This window comes from Rhodococcus sp. 14-1411-2a (assembly GCF_002259485.1).
In the GTDB taxonomy this organism is placed as follows: Bacteria; Actinomycetota; Actinomycetes; order Mycobacteriales; family Mycobacteriaceae; genus Rhodococcoides.
Map to the genome: position 1 here is coordinate 234,092 of NZ_NPGA01000014.1, position 16,166 is coordinate 250,257.

A 16,166-nucleotide genomic window follows, 5' to 3' on the forward strand; every position below is an offset into this window, starting at 1 on the left:
TACCATCGGCAGTCATGACCAAGAAATGGTGGATCGTCGGAGTGGTTGTTGTCGTCGTGGCGGCGCTCGGGCTGTACTTCGGCCCCAAGATCTATGCGTCGCTCCAGGAAGACGACGCACCGGCAGCATCGGTGTCCACCTCGGGCGCGCAGGCCGCCAGTACCGAGAGCATCGATGGACGGTGGATCGTCACCCCAGGTGACGCTGCCAACGCCACCGCCGCGGGCTATACCGTCGACGAACTGCTCAACGGGTCCGATGTCACTGTGGTCGGGTCGACGACCGAGGTCTCGGGCAACGTCGTCATCGCCGACGACACCCTGACCGAGGGACAGGTGGTCGTGATGACCAACTCGATCACCACCGACAGCGATCGTCGCGACAGTCAGTTCCGCGGCAACATCTTCGACACCGCCGCCTACCCGACGGCGACGTTCGACATCGACTCGCCGATCGACCTGTCCTCCCTGCCCAAGGACGGCACCACCCAAACCGTCACCGCCGAGGGCACATTGACGCTCAAGGACCAGACGCGTCCGGTCTCGGTGCAGATGGAGGTGCTGCAGTCCGGTGACACGCTCATCGCGTCGGGCGCAATTCCGACCACGTGGGCCGATTACGGCATCGAACCGCCGTCGCTCGGCTTCGTCACCGTGGAGGGCTCGGGAACCGTCGACTTCCTGATCAATCTGAGTCAGCAGTAGCGCGTTCTCTCGCGGCCGCAGGCGTCCATCCCGGCGGCCCGACGAGATATCCGACGCGTTCCTTCCATGACCGCGATGCCGCGACATCCCGTGCGATGTTGCGGTATTCGTGTGTCTGGAGGGTCCAGATGTTGAACGTGTCCACTGGCTTGGTGAGGCCGTAGTTTGGGCGCTCGACTTCCTCGGCGTAGGTGCCGAACAGTCGGTCCCAGACGATGAGGATGCCGCCGTAGTTCTTGTCGAGATACTGAGGATCGCGGCCGTGATGGACGCGATGGTGCGAGGGCGTGTTGAAGACGAACTCGAACGGCCGCGGCAACCGGTCGATGCGCTCGGTGTGGACCCAGAATTGATAGACGAGGTTGATCGAGAAGCCGACGAACACCATCCACGGCGGCATTCCCAGCAGTGGGAGCGGTAGCCACATGATGACCTCGCCGCTGTTGTTCCATTTCTGTCGCAGCGCCGCCGCGAAGTTGAAGTACTCGCTCGAATGATGAGCCTGATGCGTCGCCCAGATCAGTCGGGTCCGATGCGCGATGCGGTGATAGCCGTAGAACAGCAGGTCGACGCCCAGGATCAGGATCACCCACGTGTACCAGGCGTCGGCCGGGAGATGCCACGGCGCAACGTAGACGTAGATGGCGGTGTAGCCGACGAGGGCGAGCGCCTTCCATGCCGTGGTGGTCGCGATCGACACCAGGCCCATGCTCAGGCTGGCGCGCGCATCCCTGGCGGAGTAGCTGCCGCGAGACCCGTCTTCTAGCTTCGCGGCGGCAATCCACTCGATGGCCAGCAGCAGCGCGAACGCGGGAATGGCCAGCGCGACGGGGTCGCGCAGCGGTTCGGGCAGTGCATTCCACGCCGAACCGATCCAGTCGCTCATCGAACCTCCCGCGTGACAGTGAGAGGTTGAGTGTAACGCTGCCTGCCCTACTTTCCTACGGCTCGTACCGTGGAGGGCGCACGCATCGGTCGAGGGAGCGGAGTCGGACATGTTGCAGAAGATCGCGTCCACGGTCGGGCAGGTGGGCGAGTCCGTGTTGGGTGTCGTCGGCATTCGGGTCGGTACCGAGGAACCGCCGCACACGAGCCGTCGACTGACCGATGCGGTGGAGATCCGTCGTTACTCACCACGCATCGCGGCGCAGACCACGGTCGACGCCGATGAGGACGAGGCACGCCAGGAAGGTTTCCGTCGGCTCGCCGGGTACATATTCGGTGGAAACGGGGGCAAGCAGAAGGTTGCCATGACCGCTCCCGTCAGTCAGTCGCCCGCAGGCTCGAAGAAGATCGCGATGACTGCCCCCGTGTCGAGCACGCCCGGCAGCGACGGCTGGGTCGTCCGGTTCTTCATGCCGGCCGAGTGGACGATGGACACGCTGCCCACGCCCGACGACGACCGGGTGACATTGGTGGAGGTCCCAGCGGAGACGGTGGCCGTGCTGCGTTTCAGCGGTGGCCGCAGCCGGGACGACGTCGAACCGCAGATGGCCGCGTTGACCGAAGCGCTGCGTGCACACGGCATCGAGATGCTCGGTGAGCCGATGACCTGGTTCTACGATCCTCCGTGGACCTTGCCGCCGCTGCGTCGCAACGAGGTGGTCGTGGCGATACCGGACGGTTCCTGACGCGTCGGGGCATTCCGGCAACTGCTCGCTAATTCCCTATTGCAATGGTAGGAATTGAGCGTGCACATCACGGCCAAGGCGGACTACGCAGTTCGGACGCTCGTCGAACTCGCGGCGGTCGGCGGGCAGCGGCCCGCGAAGGCCGAGGCGCTGGCCCTGGCGCAGGGAATTCCGCACAAGTTTCTCGAATCGGTGCTCTCCGATCTGCGTCGAGCAGATCTGGTGTGCAGTAGACGGGGACCCGACGGCGGCTACTGGCTGGCGCGGGAGGCGTCGGACATTTCTGTTGCCGACGTGATGAGGGCCGTGGAGGGACCGCTGGCGTCGGTGCGCGGTCTGCGGCCCGAGGATGCGGAGTACTCCGGTCCGGCCGAGCCGCTCACCCGCGTGTGGCTCGCCGTACGCGCCAATCTGCGGGCGGTGCTCGAGGCGGTCTCGCTGGCGGACATCGTCGAGAACGACTTGCCGGACTTGGTGGGGGAACTCATCAGCGAGCCGACCGCATGGGCTCGTCGATGATGTGAGTCACATCCGATCTTCGGTGTGGCGCGATCGACAAAATTGCACATCACTGCAAACTTGCAGAACAGTGCAAGTTCCGTAGGTTGGTAGTCGTGACTTCTCCGACGGGCCTTCGTGATCTGAAGAAGGCCGCAACCCGCGACGCACTCGGCATGGCCGCCGTGCGTCTGGGCAAGGAGCACGGCATCGACGCGGTCACCGCCGACGCCATCGCGCACGAAGCGGGAGTCTCCACCCGTACGTTCCACAACTACTTCTCCAACAAAGAAGAAGCAGTTCTCCATCACATCGAGGTGTCTGCCCTCGAATGGTTCGAGCTCCTGCGCGCCAGGCCGGCGACCGAACCGATCTGGGACTCGTTGCGGCACATCGCAATCGACCTCGTCGCGGACCCCGGCCGGGATCTGGACGACACGTTTGCGGCAGCGCGGCTGATCGAAGCCAACCCCGCCCTGATGGCCCGCAAGCTCGAGATGCACCAATCGCTGACCCGCAAACTCGGCGAAGCCATCGCCGAGCGAACCGGCACCGATATCGACACCGATCTCTACCCCAACCTGCTCCAGATGGCCGTCGGTGGTGCCGTCACTGCAGCACTGAACATCTGGGTCACCGACTCCGCAGGCGCATCGACGCCGAGGGCGCTCATCGAGGACGCCTTCGACCAACTCCGCGCGGGACTTCCCGAACCCAAGGGTCGTTCCGCAGGCTCCACTCCCGAACCCCACCCCCACTCGTCCGAACACAACCGAGGAGCTTGACAGTGGCCACCTATCTCTACCGAATCGGAAGATTCGCGTACCGACGCAAGGGCATGGTCCTCGGACTGTGGCTGGCGATTCTGGTTCTCGCCGGGGTGGGCGCAGCGACGCTGTCCGGCCCGACGGTCAACTCGTTCTCCATCCCGGGTACGCCCGCCCAGGCCGCACTGGACCTGCAGGAGGAGCGCTTCGGCAACGCCGAGGATCCGCTCACCGCGGTCAGTGCCGAGTACGTGTTCCAGGCACCCGACGGGCAGACGCTGGACACCCCGCAGTACACCTCGGCCATCGATGCCAGCATCGCCGAAATCGAGAAGATCGACGCGGCCAAGCCTGCGGAAGGCGCTCCGGCACTGGCCAACCCGGTCGCGGCCAACCAGTCGATCATCGAGCGGTACACCGAAGCGGCAACGGAAGCAGGCACCCCGGCCGATCAGGTGGCCGCCGACGCCGCTGCCACGTCTCCGCTGAGCCCCAACGGCAACGTCGGCACGGTCACCGTGCCGATCAACGTCGAACTCGCCGACGTCACCGATGAGATCCGCACCCAGCTCGACGAGGCCGCGCAGCCCGCCCGTGACGCCGGCCTGACGGTTCTGCTCGGCGGTACCGTCGCGCAGGAGAACGTCTCGCCCGGTGGAACGTCCGAACTCGTCGGTCTCGCAGTCGCCGCCGTGGTGCTGCTCATCATGTTCGGCTCCGCCGCGGCCGCCAGCCTGCCGCTCATCACGGCCATCGTCGGCATCGGCATCTCGAGTCTGGCGATCACCACGGCGTCCGGTTTCGCCGACCTGTCGTCGTTCACACCGGTTCTCGCCATCATGATCGGCTTGGCCGTCGCCATCGACTACTCGCTGTTCATCCTCGCCCGCTATCGACACGAGTTGACGCTCACCGACGACCGCGAGGAAGCCGTCGGGCGGTCCGTGGGAACCGCGGGCTCGGCCGTCGTGTTCGCCGGCGCGACCGTGCTCATCGCCCTCGTCGCGCTGCGCGTCGTCGGCATTCCGTTCCTGTCCCAGATGGGTGCGGCTGCCGGTTTCGCGGTGTTCATCGCGGTCCTGATCGCACTGACGTTCCTGCCGGCAATGCTCGGTCTCTACAAGGGCAAGGCCTTCGCGGGCAAGGTCAAGTTCGTCAACACCACCGATCCCGAGGACCCGAACGCCAAGGCCACCAACGGACTGCGTTGGGCGCGGTTCCTGGTCAAGAGGCCCGCGCTGGGTCTCATCGGCGGCATCGTTCTCCTCGGCGTCATCGCAGGCCCGACCACAGGACTGTCGTTGGCACTGCCGTCCACCGCCACCGCCGACCCGTCGACGCCCGCACGTCAGGCCTACGACATCGTCGACGAGGGCTTCGGGCCGGGACGCAACGGACCGTTGCTGGTCATCGCCGACGCATCCGGCGTTGCCGAGGCCGACCGGACTGCCTCGTTCGGCAAGGTCGTCGAGACCATCACCGGTCAGTCCGACGTCACCAACGCGCAGATCATCGCCGTCAACCCGGCCGGTGACACCGCTCAGATCCTCGTCACCCCGTCTTCCTCGCCCAACAGCGAGCAGACCAAGGACCTGGTGGCCAACATCCGCAACGCCGAACCGGGCGTGCAGGCCAGCGACGGCGTCTCGTACGGCGTCACCGGCCAGACGGCGCTCGAACTCGACGTCTCCGAACGACTGCAGGACGCCTTGATCCCGTACCTGGCAGTGGTGGTCGGCCTGGCGTTCGTGCTGCTGATGCTCGTGTTCCGCTCGATCCTGGTGCCGCTGACCGCGACACTCGGCTTCCTGCTCAGCGTGCTCGCGACGTTCGGTGCCACGGTGTTCATCTTCCAAGAGGGCGGGCTCGGCCTGATCTCCAACCCGCAGCCGATCGTCAGCTTCATGCCGATCTTCCTCATCGGTGTGGTGTTCGGCCTGGCGATGGACTACCAGGTGTTCCTCGTCTCGCGGATGCGTGAGGAGTTCGTCCACGGAGCCGCCGCCAAGGACGCCGTCGTCAACGGCTTCAAGTACGGCGCACGCGTGGTCACCTCGGCTGCAGTCATCATGATTTCGGTGTTCGCCGCCTTCATCGCCGAGCCGGACTCGTTCATCAAGTCCATCGGATTCGCGCTCGCCGCAGCCGTGTTCTTCGACGCCTTCGTCGTGCGCATGGTGCTGATCCCGTCGGTGATGGCGCTGATGGGCGACAAGGCCTGGTGGCTGCCGAAGTGGCTGGACAAGATCCTGCCCAACGTCGACATCGAAGGTGCCAAGCTGAAGACGGCCCCGGAGAAGAGCGCGTAGTACTTGCGTCGCGGCTGAGGCCGAAGATTACCCGTAATACTCGAACGGAGAGACTGTTATCCATGTGTACGAGTAATCTTCGGTCATCATGCTGATCCCCCTGCTGCGCACGTATCTGGCTCCGTACAAGATGCCGATCGTCGCGTTGATTCTGCTGCAACTCGTGGCCACGCTTGCCGCCCTGTTCCTGCCCAGTCTCAACGCCGACATCATCGACAAGGGCGTCACCACCGGCGACACCGGCTACATCCTCTCGGCCGGCGGAGTCATGTTGCTGGTCTCGGCAGTGCAGATCATCAGCTCGGTGGCCGCGGTGTTCATCGGTGCGCGCGCGGCCATGGGTGTCGGACGCGACCTGCGCGGTGCCATCCTGCATCGCGTCGGCACGTTCTCCGCCCGTGAGGTCGGCCAGTTCGGAGCGCCGTCGCTGATCACCCGCAACACCAACGACGTTCAGCAGGTGCAGCTGGTGATCGTCATGGGGTTCACCATCGTGGTGATGGCACCGATCATGTGCGTCGGCGGCATCGTGATGTCGCTGCGCGAGGATCTCGGGTTGTCGTGGATCCTGATGATCGCGGTGCCGGGGCTCGCGATCTCCATGGGCCTGATCATCGTCAAGATGGTCCCCGCGTTCCGCTCGATGCAGAAGCGTATCGACGCCGTCAATCGTGTCCTGCGCGAGCAGATCACCGGAATTCGCGTGGTGCGAGCCTTCGTCCGCGAGGATTTCGAGATCGACCGTTTCGGGTCGGCCAACGCCGCACTCACCGATACCGCCCTGCGCGTCGGACGGCTCATGGCACTGATGTTCCCGACTGTCATGCTCATCAGCAACGTCACCAGCGTTGCCGTCATCTGGTTCGGTGGTCACGCGATCGACGACGGCACGATGCAGATCGGCTCGCTCACAGCACTTCTGAGCTACATCATGCTCATCCTCATGTCGGTGATGATGGCCTCGTTCATCGCGATGATGGTTCCCCGCGCGTCGGTGTGCGCCGATCGCATCAGCGAGGTACTCGCCACCGAATCCTCGGTCGTGTTGCCCCGCGAGCCCAAGACCTTCGCGTCGTCGCCGGGAACCGTCGAGCTCGTGAACGCCGAATTCTCTTTCCCCGGAGCCGAATATCCGGTGCTGTGCGGGGTCAACCTCACCGCCGAGGCAGGCAAGATCACCGCCATCATCGGCGGCACCGGCTCGGGAAAGTCCACTCTCGTCAACCTGATTCCGCGACTCATCGACGTCACCGGCGGTGAGGTACGCGTCGGCGGCGTCGATATCCGCGAACTCGATTTGGATCTGCTGCGCTCCGAGATCGGTCTGATCCCGCAGAAGCCGTACCTGTTCTCGGGCACCATCGCGAGCAACCTGCGCTACGGCAAATCCGACGCCACCGACGACGAACTGTGGGAGGCACTCGAGATCGCCCAGGGAGCCGACTTCGTTCGCGCCATGCCGGAGGGATTGGAGACGCCCGTCGCGCAGGGCGGTACGACGGTCTCCGGCGGTCAGCGGCAACGCCTCGCCATCGCTCGCGCGCTGGTGCGCAAACCCAGCATCTATCTGTTCGACGACTCGTTCTCCGCACTCGACCTCACCACCGACGCCAATCTGCGCGGGGCTCTGAAGGCAGTGACGCGAGATGCGTGCATGATCGTTGTCGCTCAACGCGTCTCGACCATCATCGACGCCGATCAGATACTCGTACTCGACGACGGAAAGCCGGTAGGTGTGGGTACCCACGACCAATTGATGGCCGATTGCCCCACCTACGCCGAGATCGTCGACTCGCAGCACGCAGTGGGTGCACTGTGACCGCGCAGGTGGAGAAGGCGGAAGAGGAGGACATCGCCCCCGTCTCCAAGACTGTGAAGCCGGGAACCAAGGCCCGCAACTTCAAGGGTTCGTTCAAGCGTCTGGTGGGCCTGCTCGCTCCCGAGCGAGTGCTCCTGTCGGTGATGCTGGCGTTCGGTATCGCCAGCACCGTGCTGACCGTCGCGGCACCCAGCGTCCTCGGGCACGCGACGGACCTCATCTTCAACGGCGTCGTCGGCCGCGAGCTCGATCCGGGGCAGACCCGAGAGCAGGCCATCGATCAGCTCCGGGCGGCGGGGAACGACTCCGTCGCAGATCTGGTGTCCGGGACGGACCTGACTCCTGGAGCCGGAATCGACTTCGGTGCAGTCGGAACCGTACTGATGTGGGTCCTGGTTCTGTATGTGCTCTCTGCGGTGCTGGCCTGGGCGCAGGGATACATCCTCAACATCGCGCTGCAGCGGCGAATCCTGTTGCTGCGCGGCAGCGTCGAGGCGAAGGTGCATCGACTGCCGCTGAAGTACTTCGACAACAATGCTCGCGGCGAGACGCTGAGCCGCGTCACCAACGACATCGACAACGTCTCGACGAGCCTGCAGCAGACACTGAGTCAGTTGATCACCGGCATTCTCACCGTCCTGGGCATCCTCGGCGTGATGATCTGGATCTCGCCGTTGCTCGCTCTCGTTGCGGTGCTGACGATTCCGGCGTCGTTCACGGTCACCGCCGTCATCGCCAAGCGTTCACAGCCGCACTTCGTCGCGCAGTGGAAGCACACCGGCAAGCTCAACGCGCAGATCGAAGAGACCTACACGGGCCACGAGATCGTCAAGGCCTTCGGCCGTCAGGCCGAGGTGGAGCGCGAGTTCGGCGAGCGCAACGAGAAGTTGTTCCAGTCGAGCTTCCGGGCGCAGTTCATCTCCGGCATGATCATGCCCGTCATCATGTTCCTCGGGAACATCAACTACGTGGTCATCGCCGTGGTCGGCGGGCTGCGGGTCGCGTCGGGCACACTCACGCTCGGTGAGGTGCAAGCGTTCATCCAGTACTCGCGTCAGTTCACGCAACCGCTCACGCAGGTGGGTTCGATGGTGAACTTGGTGCAGTCGGGTGTCGCGTCGGCCGAGCGGATCTTCGAGGTCCTCGACGCCGAGGAAGAAGACGCCGACCCGGCCGATGCAGTGCGGCCCACCGAGCGCCGAGGACGCGTCGAATTCGAGGACGTCTCGTTCGGTTACTCTCCCGACCGCCCGCTCATCGAGAACCTCTCGTTGGTGGCCGATCCCGGGCATCTGGTCGCGATCGTCGGACCGACCGGCGCGGGCAAGACCACCCTGGTGAACCTCATCATGCGGTTCTACGAGATCGATTCCGGCCGAATCACCCTCGACGGCGTCGACACCCGCAAGATGACCCGCGAGGAACTGCGCGCTCGTACCGGAATGGTGCTGCAGGACACCTGGCTGTTCGGCGGAACCATTCGCGACAACATCGCCTACGGCGACCCGACTGCCAGTGAGGAGGAAATCCTCGGGGCCGCGCGAGTGAGCTACGTGGACCGCTTCGTCCACTCGTTGCCCGACGGCTACGACACGATCATCGACGAGGAAGGCAACAACGTCAGCGCCGGTGAGAAGCAGCTCATCACCATCGCCCGCGCCTTCCTGGCCAAGCCGCTGATCCTCATCCTCGACGAGGCCACCAGCTCCGTCGACACCCGTACCGAACTGCTGGTGCAGAAGGCCACCGCGAAGCTGCGCACCGATCGCACCAGCTTCGTTATCGCGCACCGGCTTTCGACCATCCGCGACGCGGACACCATCGTGGTGATGGAGAACGGCAGCATCGTAGAACAGGGCAATCACGAGGAACTGCTCGCGGCCAAGGGTGCCTACTTCCGCCTGAATGCGGCTGGAGCGGCTCCGCCGCAGGTGCACGGCTGAGTCACCGGTCGTTCCGCAGGCTCCACTCCTGCCTCGTAGCCTGCTACGAGTTTCCGCTCACAAGCGGCGAAGCGGCATACTGACGCGGTGAGTTCCTCCAGTTTCGGCTTCGATATCGGTACCCGGCTCGACGGTGAGTTGGGCCGCACCGGCACCATCCACACCCCGCACGGTGATATCGCCACCCCTGCGTTCATCGCGGTGGGAACCAAGGCAACCGTCAAAGCGGTGCTGCCGGAGGCGATGAAGGAACTCGGCGCTCAGGCGGTGCTCGCCAACGCCTACCACCTGTATCTGCAGCCGGGCTCGGACATCGTCGACGAGGCAGGTGGGCTGGGCAAGTTCATGAACTGGGACGGGCCGACGTTCACCGACAGCGGCGGATTTCAGGTGATGTCGCTCGGCGTCGGGTTCAAAAAGGTCATCTCGATGGATGCCACGCGCGTGCAGTCCGACGACGTCATCGCCGAGGGCAAGGAACGTCTCGCACACGTCGACGACGACGGGGTGACGTTCAAGTCCCACCTCGACGGCTCCAAGCATCGGTTCACTCCCGAGGTGTCGATGCAGATTCAGCATCGCCTCGGAGCAGACATCATGTTCGCGTTCGACGAGCTGACCACGCTGATGAATACCCGCGGCTACCAGGAGAAGTCGGTCGATCGGACGCAGGCGTGGGCCGAGCGATGCGTCCTCGAGCACGAACGGCTGACGGTCGAGCGCGCCGACAAGCCGTATCAAGCGCTGTTCGGGGTAGTGCAGGGTGCCCAGTACGAGGATCTGCGACGCAAGGCCGCACACGATCTCGAGACCATCACCGGAGAGACGGGTCGCGGGTTCGACGGCTACGGAATCGGCGGGGCACTCGAGAAGCAGAACCTCGGCACCATCACCCGGTGGGTGAACGAGGAACTGCCCGAACACAAGCCGCGGCACATGCTCGGCATCAGCGAACCGGACGACTTCTTCACCGCCATCGAGAACGGTGCCGACACGTTCGACTGCGTCAATCCCTCACGCGTGGCTCGCAATGCGGCGATCTACGTGCCGACGGGACGCTTCAACATCAACACCGCCAAGCATCGTCGCGACTTCACCCCGATCGACGAGAACTGCGACTGCTACACCTGCGCGCACTACACCCGCGCGTACATCCATCACCTGTTCAAGGCCAAGGAGATGCTCGCCTCGACGCTGTGCACCATCCACAACGAGCGCTTCACGGTCAAACTCGTCGACGACATTCGCGCCTCCATCGATCAGGGACGCTTCATCGAATTCAAGACGGAGTTCCTGGGTCGCTTCTATGCGTCGAAGACTGCGTGAGCTGATCTTCGAGCTCCGAAATGCGCTGTAGCAGTTCCTGTTCCCGCTCGCCGGCTTTGCGCTGGTAGACCTCGGAGAGCTCCGCGAGGTAGGCCGCGTCGTAGCGGGGGATGATGCTGCGGGTGCAGTTCCAGTCGAATGCCTCGACGTCGATCACTACGCTGCGTTCGCACGTGGCGGCGACGGTCATGTCGCCGATCTTTTTCAGGCGGTCCAGCAGTTCGGGGTCGTCGGCCGCCTCGACGGTGCGTGCCCGTCCGTAGAGCTTGAGGCGTTGGCGCAGAGGGTAATTCACCAGAAGCAGTGCGACGCGATCGTCGTGATCGAGATTGGCCGCCGTCACGTACTGGTGGTTTCCGGCGAAATCGGCGAAACCCAACGTGTGATCGTCGAGAACCTGCAGAAAGCCTTTCGGGCCACTTCGGTACTGGATGTAGGGCCACCCGGTCTCTGCGACAGTGGCGATCTGGAACTGATCGAGCGCGCGAATCATGGCCTTCTCGCGAGTGTAGAGAGGTGTCGGGCCATCGTCCGGTCGCTCGGTCTGTGAGCCGTAGGCGGTGTAACTGCCGTCGACCTTCTGCCGCGCAATCGCAGCAGGACCGAACATCAAGTGGTGATAGTGGTTGCTCTGCGGCACGGGTGTCACCTTAGGACAGGCCTGGTGTTTCCCGCGTTCAGGCCGCTGCCTGACGCGCTCGGCACCGTCACTTCGGATCGGGGCGTACGGTGGTACTACCGACTGTGTAGTAGCAGCACGCCCTGGGGGGACCACCATGTTCGACGACGCATTACCTGTGAGTTCGTCCCAGGCCGATATCTGGATTGCCCAACAATTCATGCCGGACGTGCCCTTCACCATTGCGTATTTCGTCGACATCATCGGCGCCGTGAACCTCGACGCGCTGGTCGAGTGCGGTAGCAGGGCGCATCGGGAGTTCTCGTCGTCGACGATGCGAATCGTCGAGGTCGACGGCACCCCGATGCAGCGGTTCGAGCCTCGGGAGACCGACAGGGTGGAGATCCTCGATTTCCGCGAACACGACCGGCCGGCCGACGCGGCGACGCAGTGGATGAATGACGACTGCCGCACGCCCTTCCCGATGGACGGCCAGCTCGTGCGGTTGCGGGTCCTTCGCGTCGGCGACGATCGCGTGTTCTGGTACACCCGAGCCCACCACATCGCGCTCGACGGTTATGCCTCGATGAAGGTACTCGAGCGGGCGGCGGCCCTGTATGCCGCCGCGTCTGATGGCGTCGAGCCTGTGGCTGTCGACCCGACGACGCCGGCCGCGCCTGTCTCCGAGGACGAGCGCTACCGCAACTCCGCCCGCGCACGACGCGATCGAGCGCACTGGCAGTCCGCCGATCTGGGTCACGCCGAGCCTCTCGGCCGAATCGTTCAACCTGCATCGGTGCCGATCGTCGTCGGCGAGGATCGATCGGTTTCTCCGACCGCTGCCGGTCATGCGACGTCGACTGTGGTGATCGCGGCCTTCGCCGCGTACCTGGCGCGGATGAACGACACCGAGAACGTGGATCTGTCGTTGCCGGTCTCAGCGCGGCCGACGGCGATGTTGCGCCGGGCCGGGTCCTCGTTGTCGAACGTTGTGCCGCTGAGCCTCCCGGGCATCGGGTCTGCGACGGTGAACAACGTGATCAAGTCCACCGAGGTGGCGATCGGTGCCGTGCTCCGCCATCAGCGCAGCAGACCTCAGTTGTCCGAGAGTGGTAATGCGCTGAGCGCAGGGCGTTTCGGGCCGACGATCAACGTGATGATGTTCGCGAACACCGTGGCCATCGGCGACTTCGACGGCGAGATCAACATTCTGACGACGGGCCCGGTGTCGGACCTCGCCGTCAACATCTACCCCGGGCGAGGTGGAGCGCGTCCTCGCATCGACTTCGAGGCCAACCCTGCCGCCTACACACCGAGCGACCTGGCGCGCCACCATGCTCGATTCCTGCACTTTCTCGAGAGTTTCGCCGAATCCGGCTACGGCGATACCGCGATAGCAGACCTCGACCTGTTCCTGCCCGACGAACCGTGTACGACGCCCGCCTCGGTGGGCGCGGCCGTGACCGAGCGTGGATCTCTGAACGACGTGTTCTCGACGGCAATCATGCAGCACCGCAATCGAATTGCGATCCAGGATGCGGAGGTGTCGGTCACCTACGCGGAGTTGGATACGAGAGTCGCCGCACTCGCATCCGCCTTGAGTGCGCGAGGAATCGGTAGCCAGGACCGGGTCGCCGTGCGCATCGGCCGATCCGTGGAGGGGATCGTCGCGTTCTGGGCCGTCGCACGAGTGGGTGCGGTGTACGTTCCGGTCGACCCGAATCACCCACGCGAGAGAGCGCAGTTCGTGGTGCGAAACAGCGGAGCGGTGTTGGGCCTGTGCGCCGGAGGCGACGATCTGGGCGAGGTGGAATGGCTGAACCTCGATGACGTTCTCGCGGAGGGAGGCCCGGGTGATGAACCCGCGCCGACGACACCGCACCACGCGGCGTTCGTCATCTACACCTCCGGCTCCACCGGGACTCCCAAAGGCGTTGTCGTCACTCACGGTGGCATCGCCGCTCTGGTGCAACAGATCAGGAGCAGCTACGACCTCGACGCCGAGTCGCGCGTCTGCCATCTCGCCTCTCCCGGGTTCGATACCGCTGTGGTCGAAGTGTTCGCCGCAGCAACCGCAGGCGCGGCAGTGGTGATCGCTCCGCCGGATAGCTATGGCGGCGCAGAACTGTCGGAAGTGATTGCTCGGCAGACGATTACACACCTGCTGATCACGCCCTCGGCGCTGGCCACGCTGGATCCCGCAGCCCTGTCGCGTGTCGGGACCATCATCATCGGCGGTGAATCGGCACCGCAGGACACCGTCGACCGATGGTCGGTGGGTCATCGGCTACTCAATGCCTACGGGCCCACCGAGACGACCTGCAGTGTCACGATGACCGAGCCACTGAACCCGGGCGGCGCGGACGGAATCGGTCGAGCCATGGTGGGGGCGGTGATTCACCTTCTCGATCGGGCGTTGCGGCCCGTTCCCTCGGGTGCAGTCGGCGAAATCTACATCGAAACGCGCGGCGTTGCGCGTGGATATCTCGGGCGCACCGCAGAAACAGCAGCCCGCTTCGTCGCGAATCCGTTCGGCAGCAGCGGCCTTCGGATGTTCCGCAGTGGAGATCGGGCGCGTCTGCGCGGAGATGGGACATTGGAGTTCCTTGGACGTACCGACGACCAGATCAAGATCCGCGGCAATCGCGTCGAACTGGGCGAGATCGACGCGGCACTGCGGGCGCATCCGAAGGTCGCTGCTGCATCGTCGTCGTTGCGCCGCAGCCGTACTGGTGACCTTCGTATCGACGGGTACATCGTCCCGAAGCGGCCGGGGGAACTCGTCGACACGACGCGAATCCGCAACGATCTCGTGGGGCGTCTGCCTGCCCATATGGTGCCGGCGACCATCTCGGTTGTCGACGAGATTCCGCTGACGATCAACCGGAAGATCGATCGCGGAGCGCTGCCGGCACCCGATCTGTCCATGGTGTCGACCGGGGACCGAACTGCGCCGTCCGGTGCAACCGAGGAGATGGTGTCGTCAGCCTTCTCGCGTGTACTCGACAGAGATGACATCGACTGCGCCACTTCGTTTTTCGACCTCGGTGGTGACTCACTGGCCGCGACCAGGGTCGTCGCATCGATCCGGGCCGAGGCATCGGTGGACATCGGCGTACGAGACCTTGCGGTGGCTCCGTCCGTGCAGGCCTTCGCGGCACGGATCGATGCACGCCGTCGTGTTGGGCTACAACATAATTCGCGACCTGAACAAGGTATGTCGCAGGGCGTGACTACAATTTCGTTAGCTCCGCAGCAACGCCACATCGATCGCAGTGCAGCGCTGCCGCTGTCCAATCTGCCGTTCACGGTGTCGATAACAGGGGAGTTCGATCCAGCGGCAGCCTCGCAGGCGTTGACCGATCTGATCGAGCGACACAGCACGCTGCGGACGCGCTACCCGGATATCGATGGGGCCGTAGTTCAGGTCGCCGAGCAGGATTCTGCCGCCGTGGCACCGAACCTCGACGTGGTCGACTTCGATGACGCCGAGGTACTGCAGACCATGGAGCACCCTTTCGACGTGCGGACCGAGTTCCCGATCCGTGCTCGGCTGTTCGCGTTAGCACCCGATCACCACGTGTTGGCGTGCGCCGTTCACCACATCGCAGCGGACGGGTGGTCGCTCGGGCTGCTGGCCTCGGATTTCGTACTGGCTTATCAGGCCAGGATGGCCGGCAGTGCACCGTCGTGGCCCGAATTGCCCTTGCAGTACGCCGATTACAGCGTCTGGGCCGCCGATCGGGATGTATCGGCCGACATCGAGTTCTGGCGCGCGGAACTCGCGGGTGTCCCCAGCGGCACAGAGCTACCGTTGGACCGACCACGTACACAGGAGTGGGACTTCTCCGGTGCGCGCACATCGCTTCGCTTCGATGCACCCGCCACGGAGAAAATCACCGAACTTGCCCAGCGTTGTGGGACAGGACGATTCAGCGTGCTGCGCGCAGCACTGCTGATTCTGCTCGCGGAGGTGACGGACTCCACCGATATCGTCGTCGGAACCCCGGTTGCCGGGCGCGACGATCCGAGGCTCGAGCAGCTGGTCGGTACCTTCACCAACACCGTCGCGATTCGGACGGACATCGCGTCCGCTACGACCGTCGAAGACGTGGTGCAGGCGGCCCGTGGGAGCGAGCTGCGCGCATTCGACCATGCATCGGTGCCGTTCGAGGATGTCGTCGCCGATCTCGCTCCTGACACGGCGGCCGGGCAGCACCCGATTTTCCAGGTCGCGCTGTCTCTGGACGTCTTCACCGCCGCAACCCTCGACCTGGGGGACACACGAGTCGAGATCACACCCCGACCGATCGACATCGCCAAATGCGACCTGCATCTGCACGTCACCGAACGGCGGGACGACCAAGGGAAGGCTATCGGTATCGACATCGATATCGTCTATCCCACAGCACTGTTCGACGCGAACACCGCTCTCGCGCTGGGACGGAGTCTCGAGCAGATCGTGTATGCGATGGTCGCCGATCCCGACGTGGCGTGGCGAACCCTGACGGAACTCTATCCATCCCTGCAACTACTACACAACGTGTAGC

11 protein-coding genes are annotated in these 16,166 nt (G+C 64.4%); 9 read left to right on the forward strand and 2 right to left on the reverse strand.

Going from position 1 to position 16,166, the window contains the following annotated elements:
* The first annotated feature begins 14 nt into the window (after positions 1–14).
* Positions 15–704 carry a YceI family protein gene (locus CH291_RS12030; RefSeq protein WP_068054670.1) on the forward strand — a complete coding sequence of 230 codons (690 nt, stop codon included), beginning with the start codon at positions 15–17 and terminating at the stop codon, positions 702–704.
* Here CH291_RS12030 and CH291_RS12035 read toward each other — a convergent pair.
* On the reverse strand, positions 685–1,590 hold the full coding sequence (locus CH291_RS12035) for a sterol desaturase family protein (RefSeq protein ID WP_068054672.1): 906 nt from the start codon (positions 1,588–1,590) through the stop codon (positions 685–687). The two genes, CH291_RS12030 and CH291_RS12035, sit on opposite strands and share 20 nt — an antisense overlap.
* 109 nt (positions 1,591–1,699) lie before the next feature.
* Between CH291_RS12035 and CH291_RS12040 the strand changes: the two genes are divergently transcribed.
* From CH291_RS12040 to tgt, 7 genes are all read left to right on the forward strand, one after another.
* Positions 1,700–2,335 (forward strand): SOUL family heme-binding protein, encoded by a 636-nt coding sequence (locus tag CH291_RS12040; protein WP_094687584.1) that lies wholly within the window; start codon positions 1,700–1,702, stop codon positions 2,333–2,335.
* Positions 2,336–2,395: 60 nt separating this feature from the next.
* Positions 2,396–2,854 carry an RrF2 family transcriptional regulator gene (locus CH291_RS12045; RefSeq protein WP_094687585.1) on the forward strand — a complete coding sequence of 153 codons (459 nt, stop codon included), beginning with the start codon at positions 2,396–2,398 and terminating at the stop codon, positions 2,852–2,854.
* Between the two features lie 86 nt (positions 2,855–2,940).
* The gene (locus CH291_RS12050; RefSeq protein WP_068054682.1) at positions 2,941–3,618 is read left to right on the forward strand and encodes a TetR/AcrR family transcriptional regulator; all 678 of its coding nucleotides are present in this window, start codon (positions 2,941–2,943) and stop codon (positions 3,616–3,618) included.
* A gap of 2 nt (positions 3,619–3,620) precedes the next feature.
* A complete protein-coding gene (locus tag CH291_RS12055; protein WP_068054685.1) occupies positions 3,621–5,909 on the forward strand; it encodes an MMPL family transporter in 2,289 nt (762 codons plus the stop codon).
* A gap of 88 nt (positions 5,910–5,997) precedes the next feature.
* Positions 5,998–7,728, forward strand: coding sequence for an ABC transporter ATP-binding protein (locus CH291_RS12060; RefSeq protein ID WP_094687586.1), 1,731 nt, complete (start codon positions 5,998–6,000; stop codon positions 7,726–7,728).
* A gap of 8 nt (positions 7,729–7,736) precedes the next feature.
* Entirely contained in the window at positions 7,737–9,671 is a 1,935-nt protein-coding gene (locus tag CH291_RS12065; RefSeq protein ID WP_306437684.1) for an ABC transporter ATP-binding protein, read from the forward strand.
* Between the two features lie 87 nt (positions 9,672–9,758).
* Positions 9,759–10,997: a tRNA guanosine(34) transglycosylase Tgt gene (gene tgt, locus CH291_RS12070; RefSeq protein WP_094687588.1), complete on the forward strand. Its 1,239-nt coding sequence runs from the start codon at positions 9,759–9,761 to the stop codon at positions 10,995–10,997.
* On the opposite strand, the gene CH291_RS12075 is transcribed toward tgt, so the two are convergent.
* Positions 10,951–11,637: a pyridoxamine 5'-phosphate oxidase family protein gene (locus CH291_RS12075; RefSeq protein ID WP_256980821.1), complete on the reverse strand. Its 687-nt coding sequence runs from the start codon at positions 11,635–11,637 to the stop codon at positions 10,951–10,953. The genes tgt and CH291_RS12075 overlap by 47 nt on opposite strands.
* 157 nt (positions 11,638–11,794) lie before the next feature.
* Here CH291_RS12075 and CH291_RS12080 point away from each other — a divergent pair, with 157 nt between their 5' ends.
* Positions 11,795–16,165: an amino acid adenylation domain-containing protein gene (locus CH291_RS12080; protein WP_256980822.1), complete on the forward strand. Its 4,371-nt coding sequence runs from the start codon at positions 11,795–11,797 to the stop codon at positions 16,163–16,165.
* Position 16,166 lies beyond the last annotated feature (1 nt).

Coding starts and splice junctions, on each gene's coding strand:
- CH291_RS12030 (WP_068054670.1), top strand. CDS start 15: ATGACCAAGAAATGGTGGATCGTCGGAGTGGTTGTTGTCGTCGTGGCG.
- CH291_RS12035 (WP_068054672.1), bottom strand. CDS start 1,590: ATGAGCGACTGGATCGGTTCGGCGTGGAATGCACTGCCCGAACCGCTG.
- CH291_RS12040 (WP_094687584.1), top strand. CDS start 1,700: ATGTTGCAGAAGATCGCGTCCACGGTCGGGCAGGTGGGCGAGTCCGTG.
- CH291_RS12060 (WP_094687586.1), top strand. CDS start 5,998: ATGCTGATCCCCCTGCTGCGCACGTATCTGGCTCCGTACAAGATGCCG.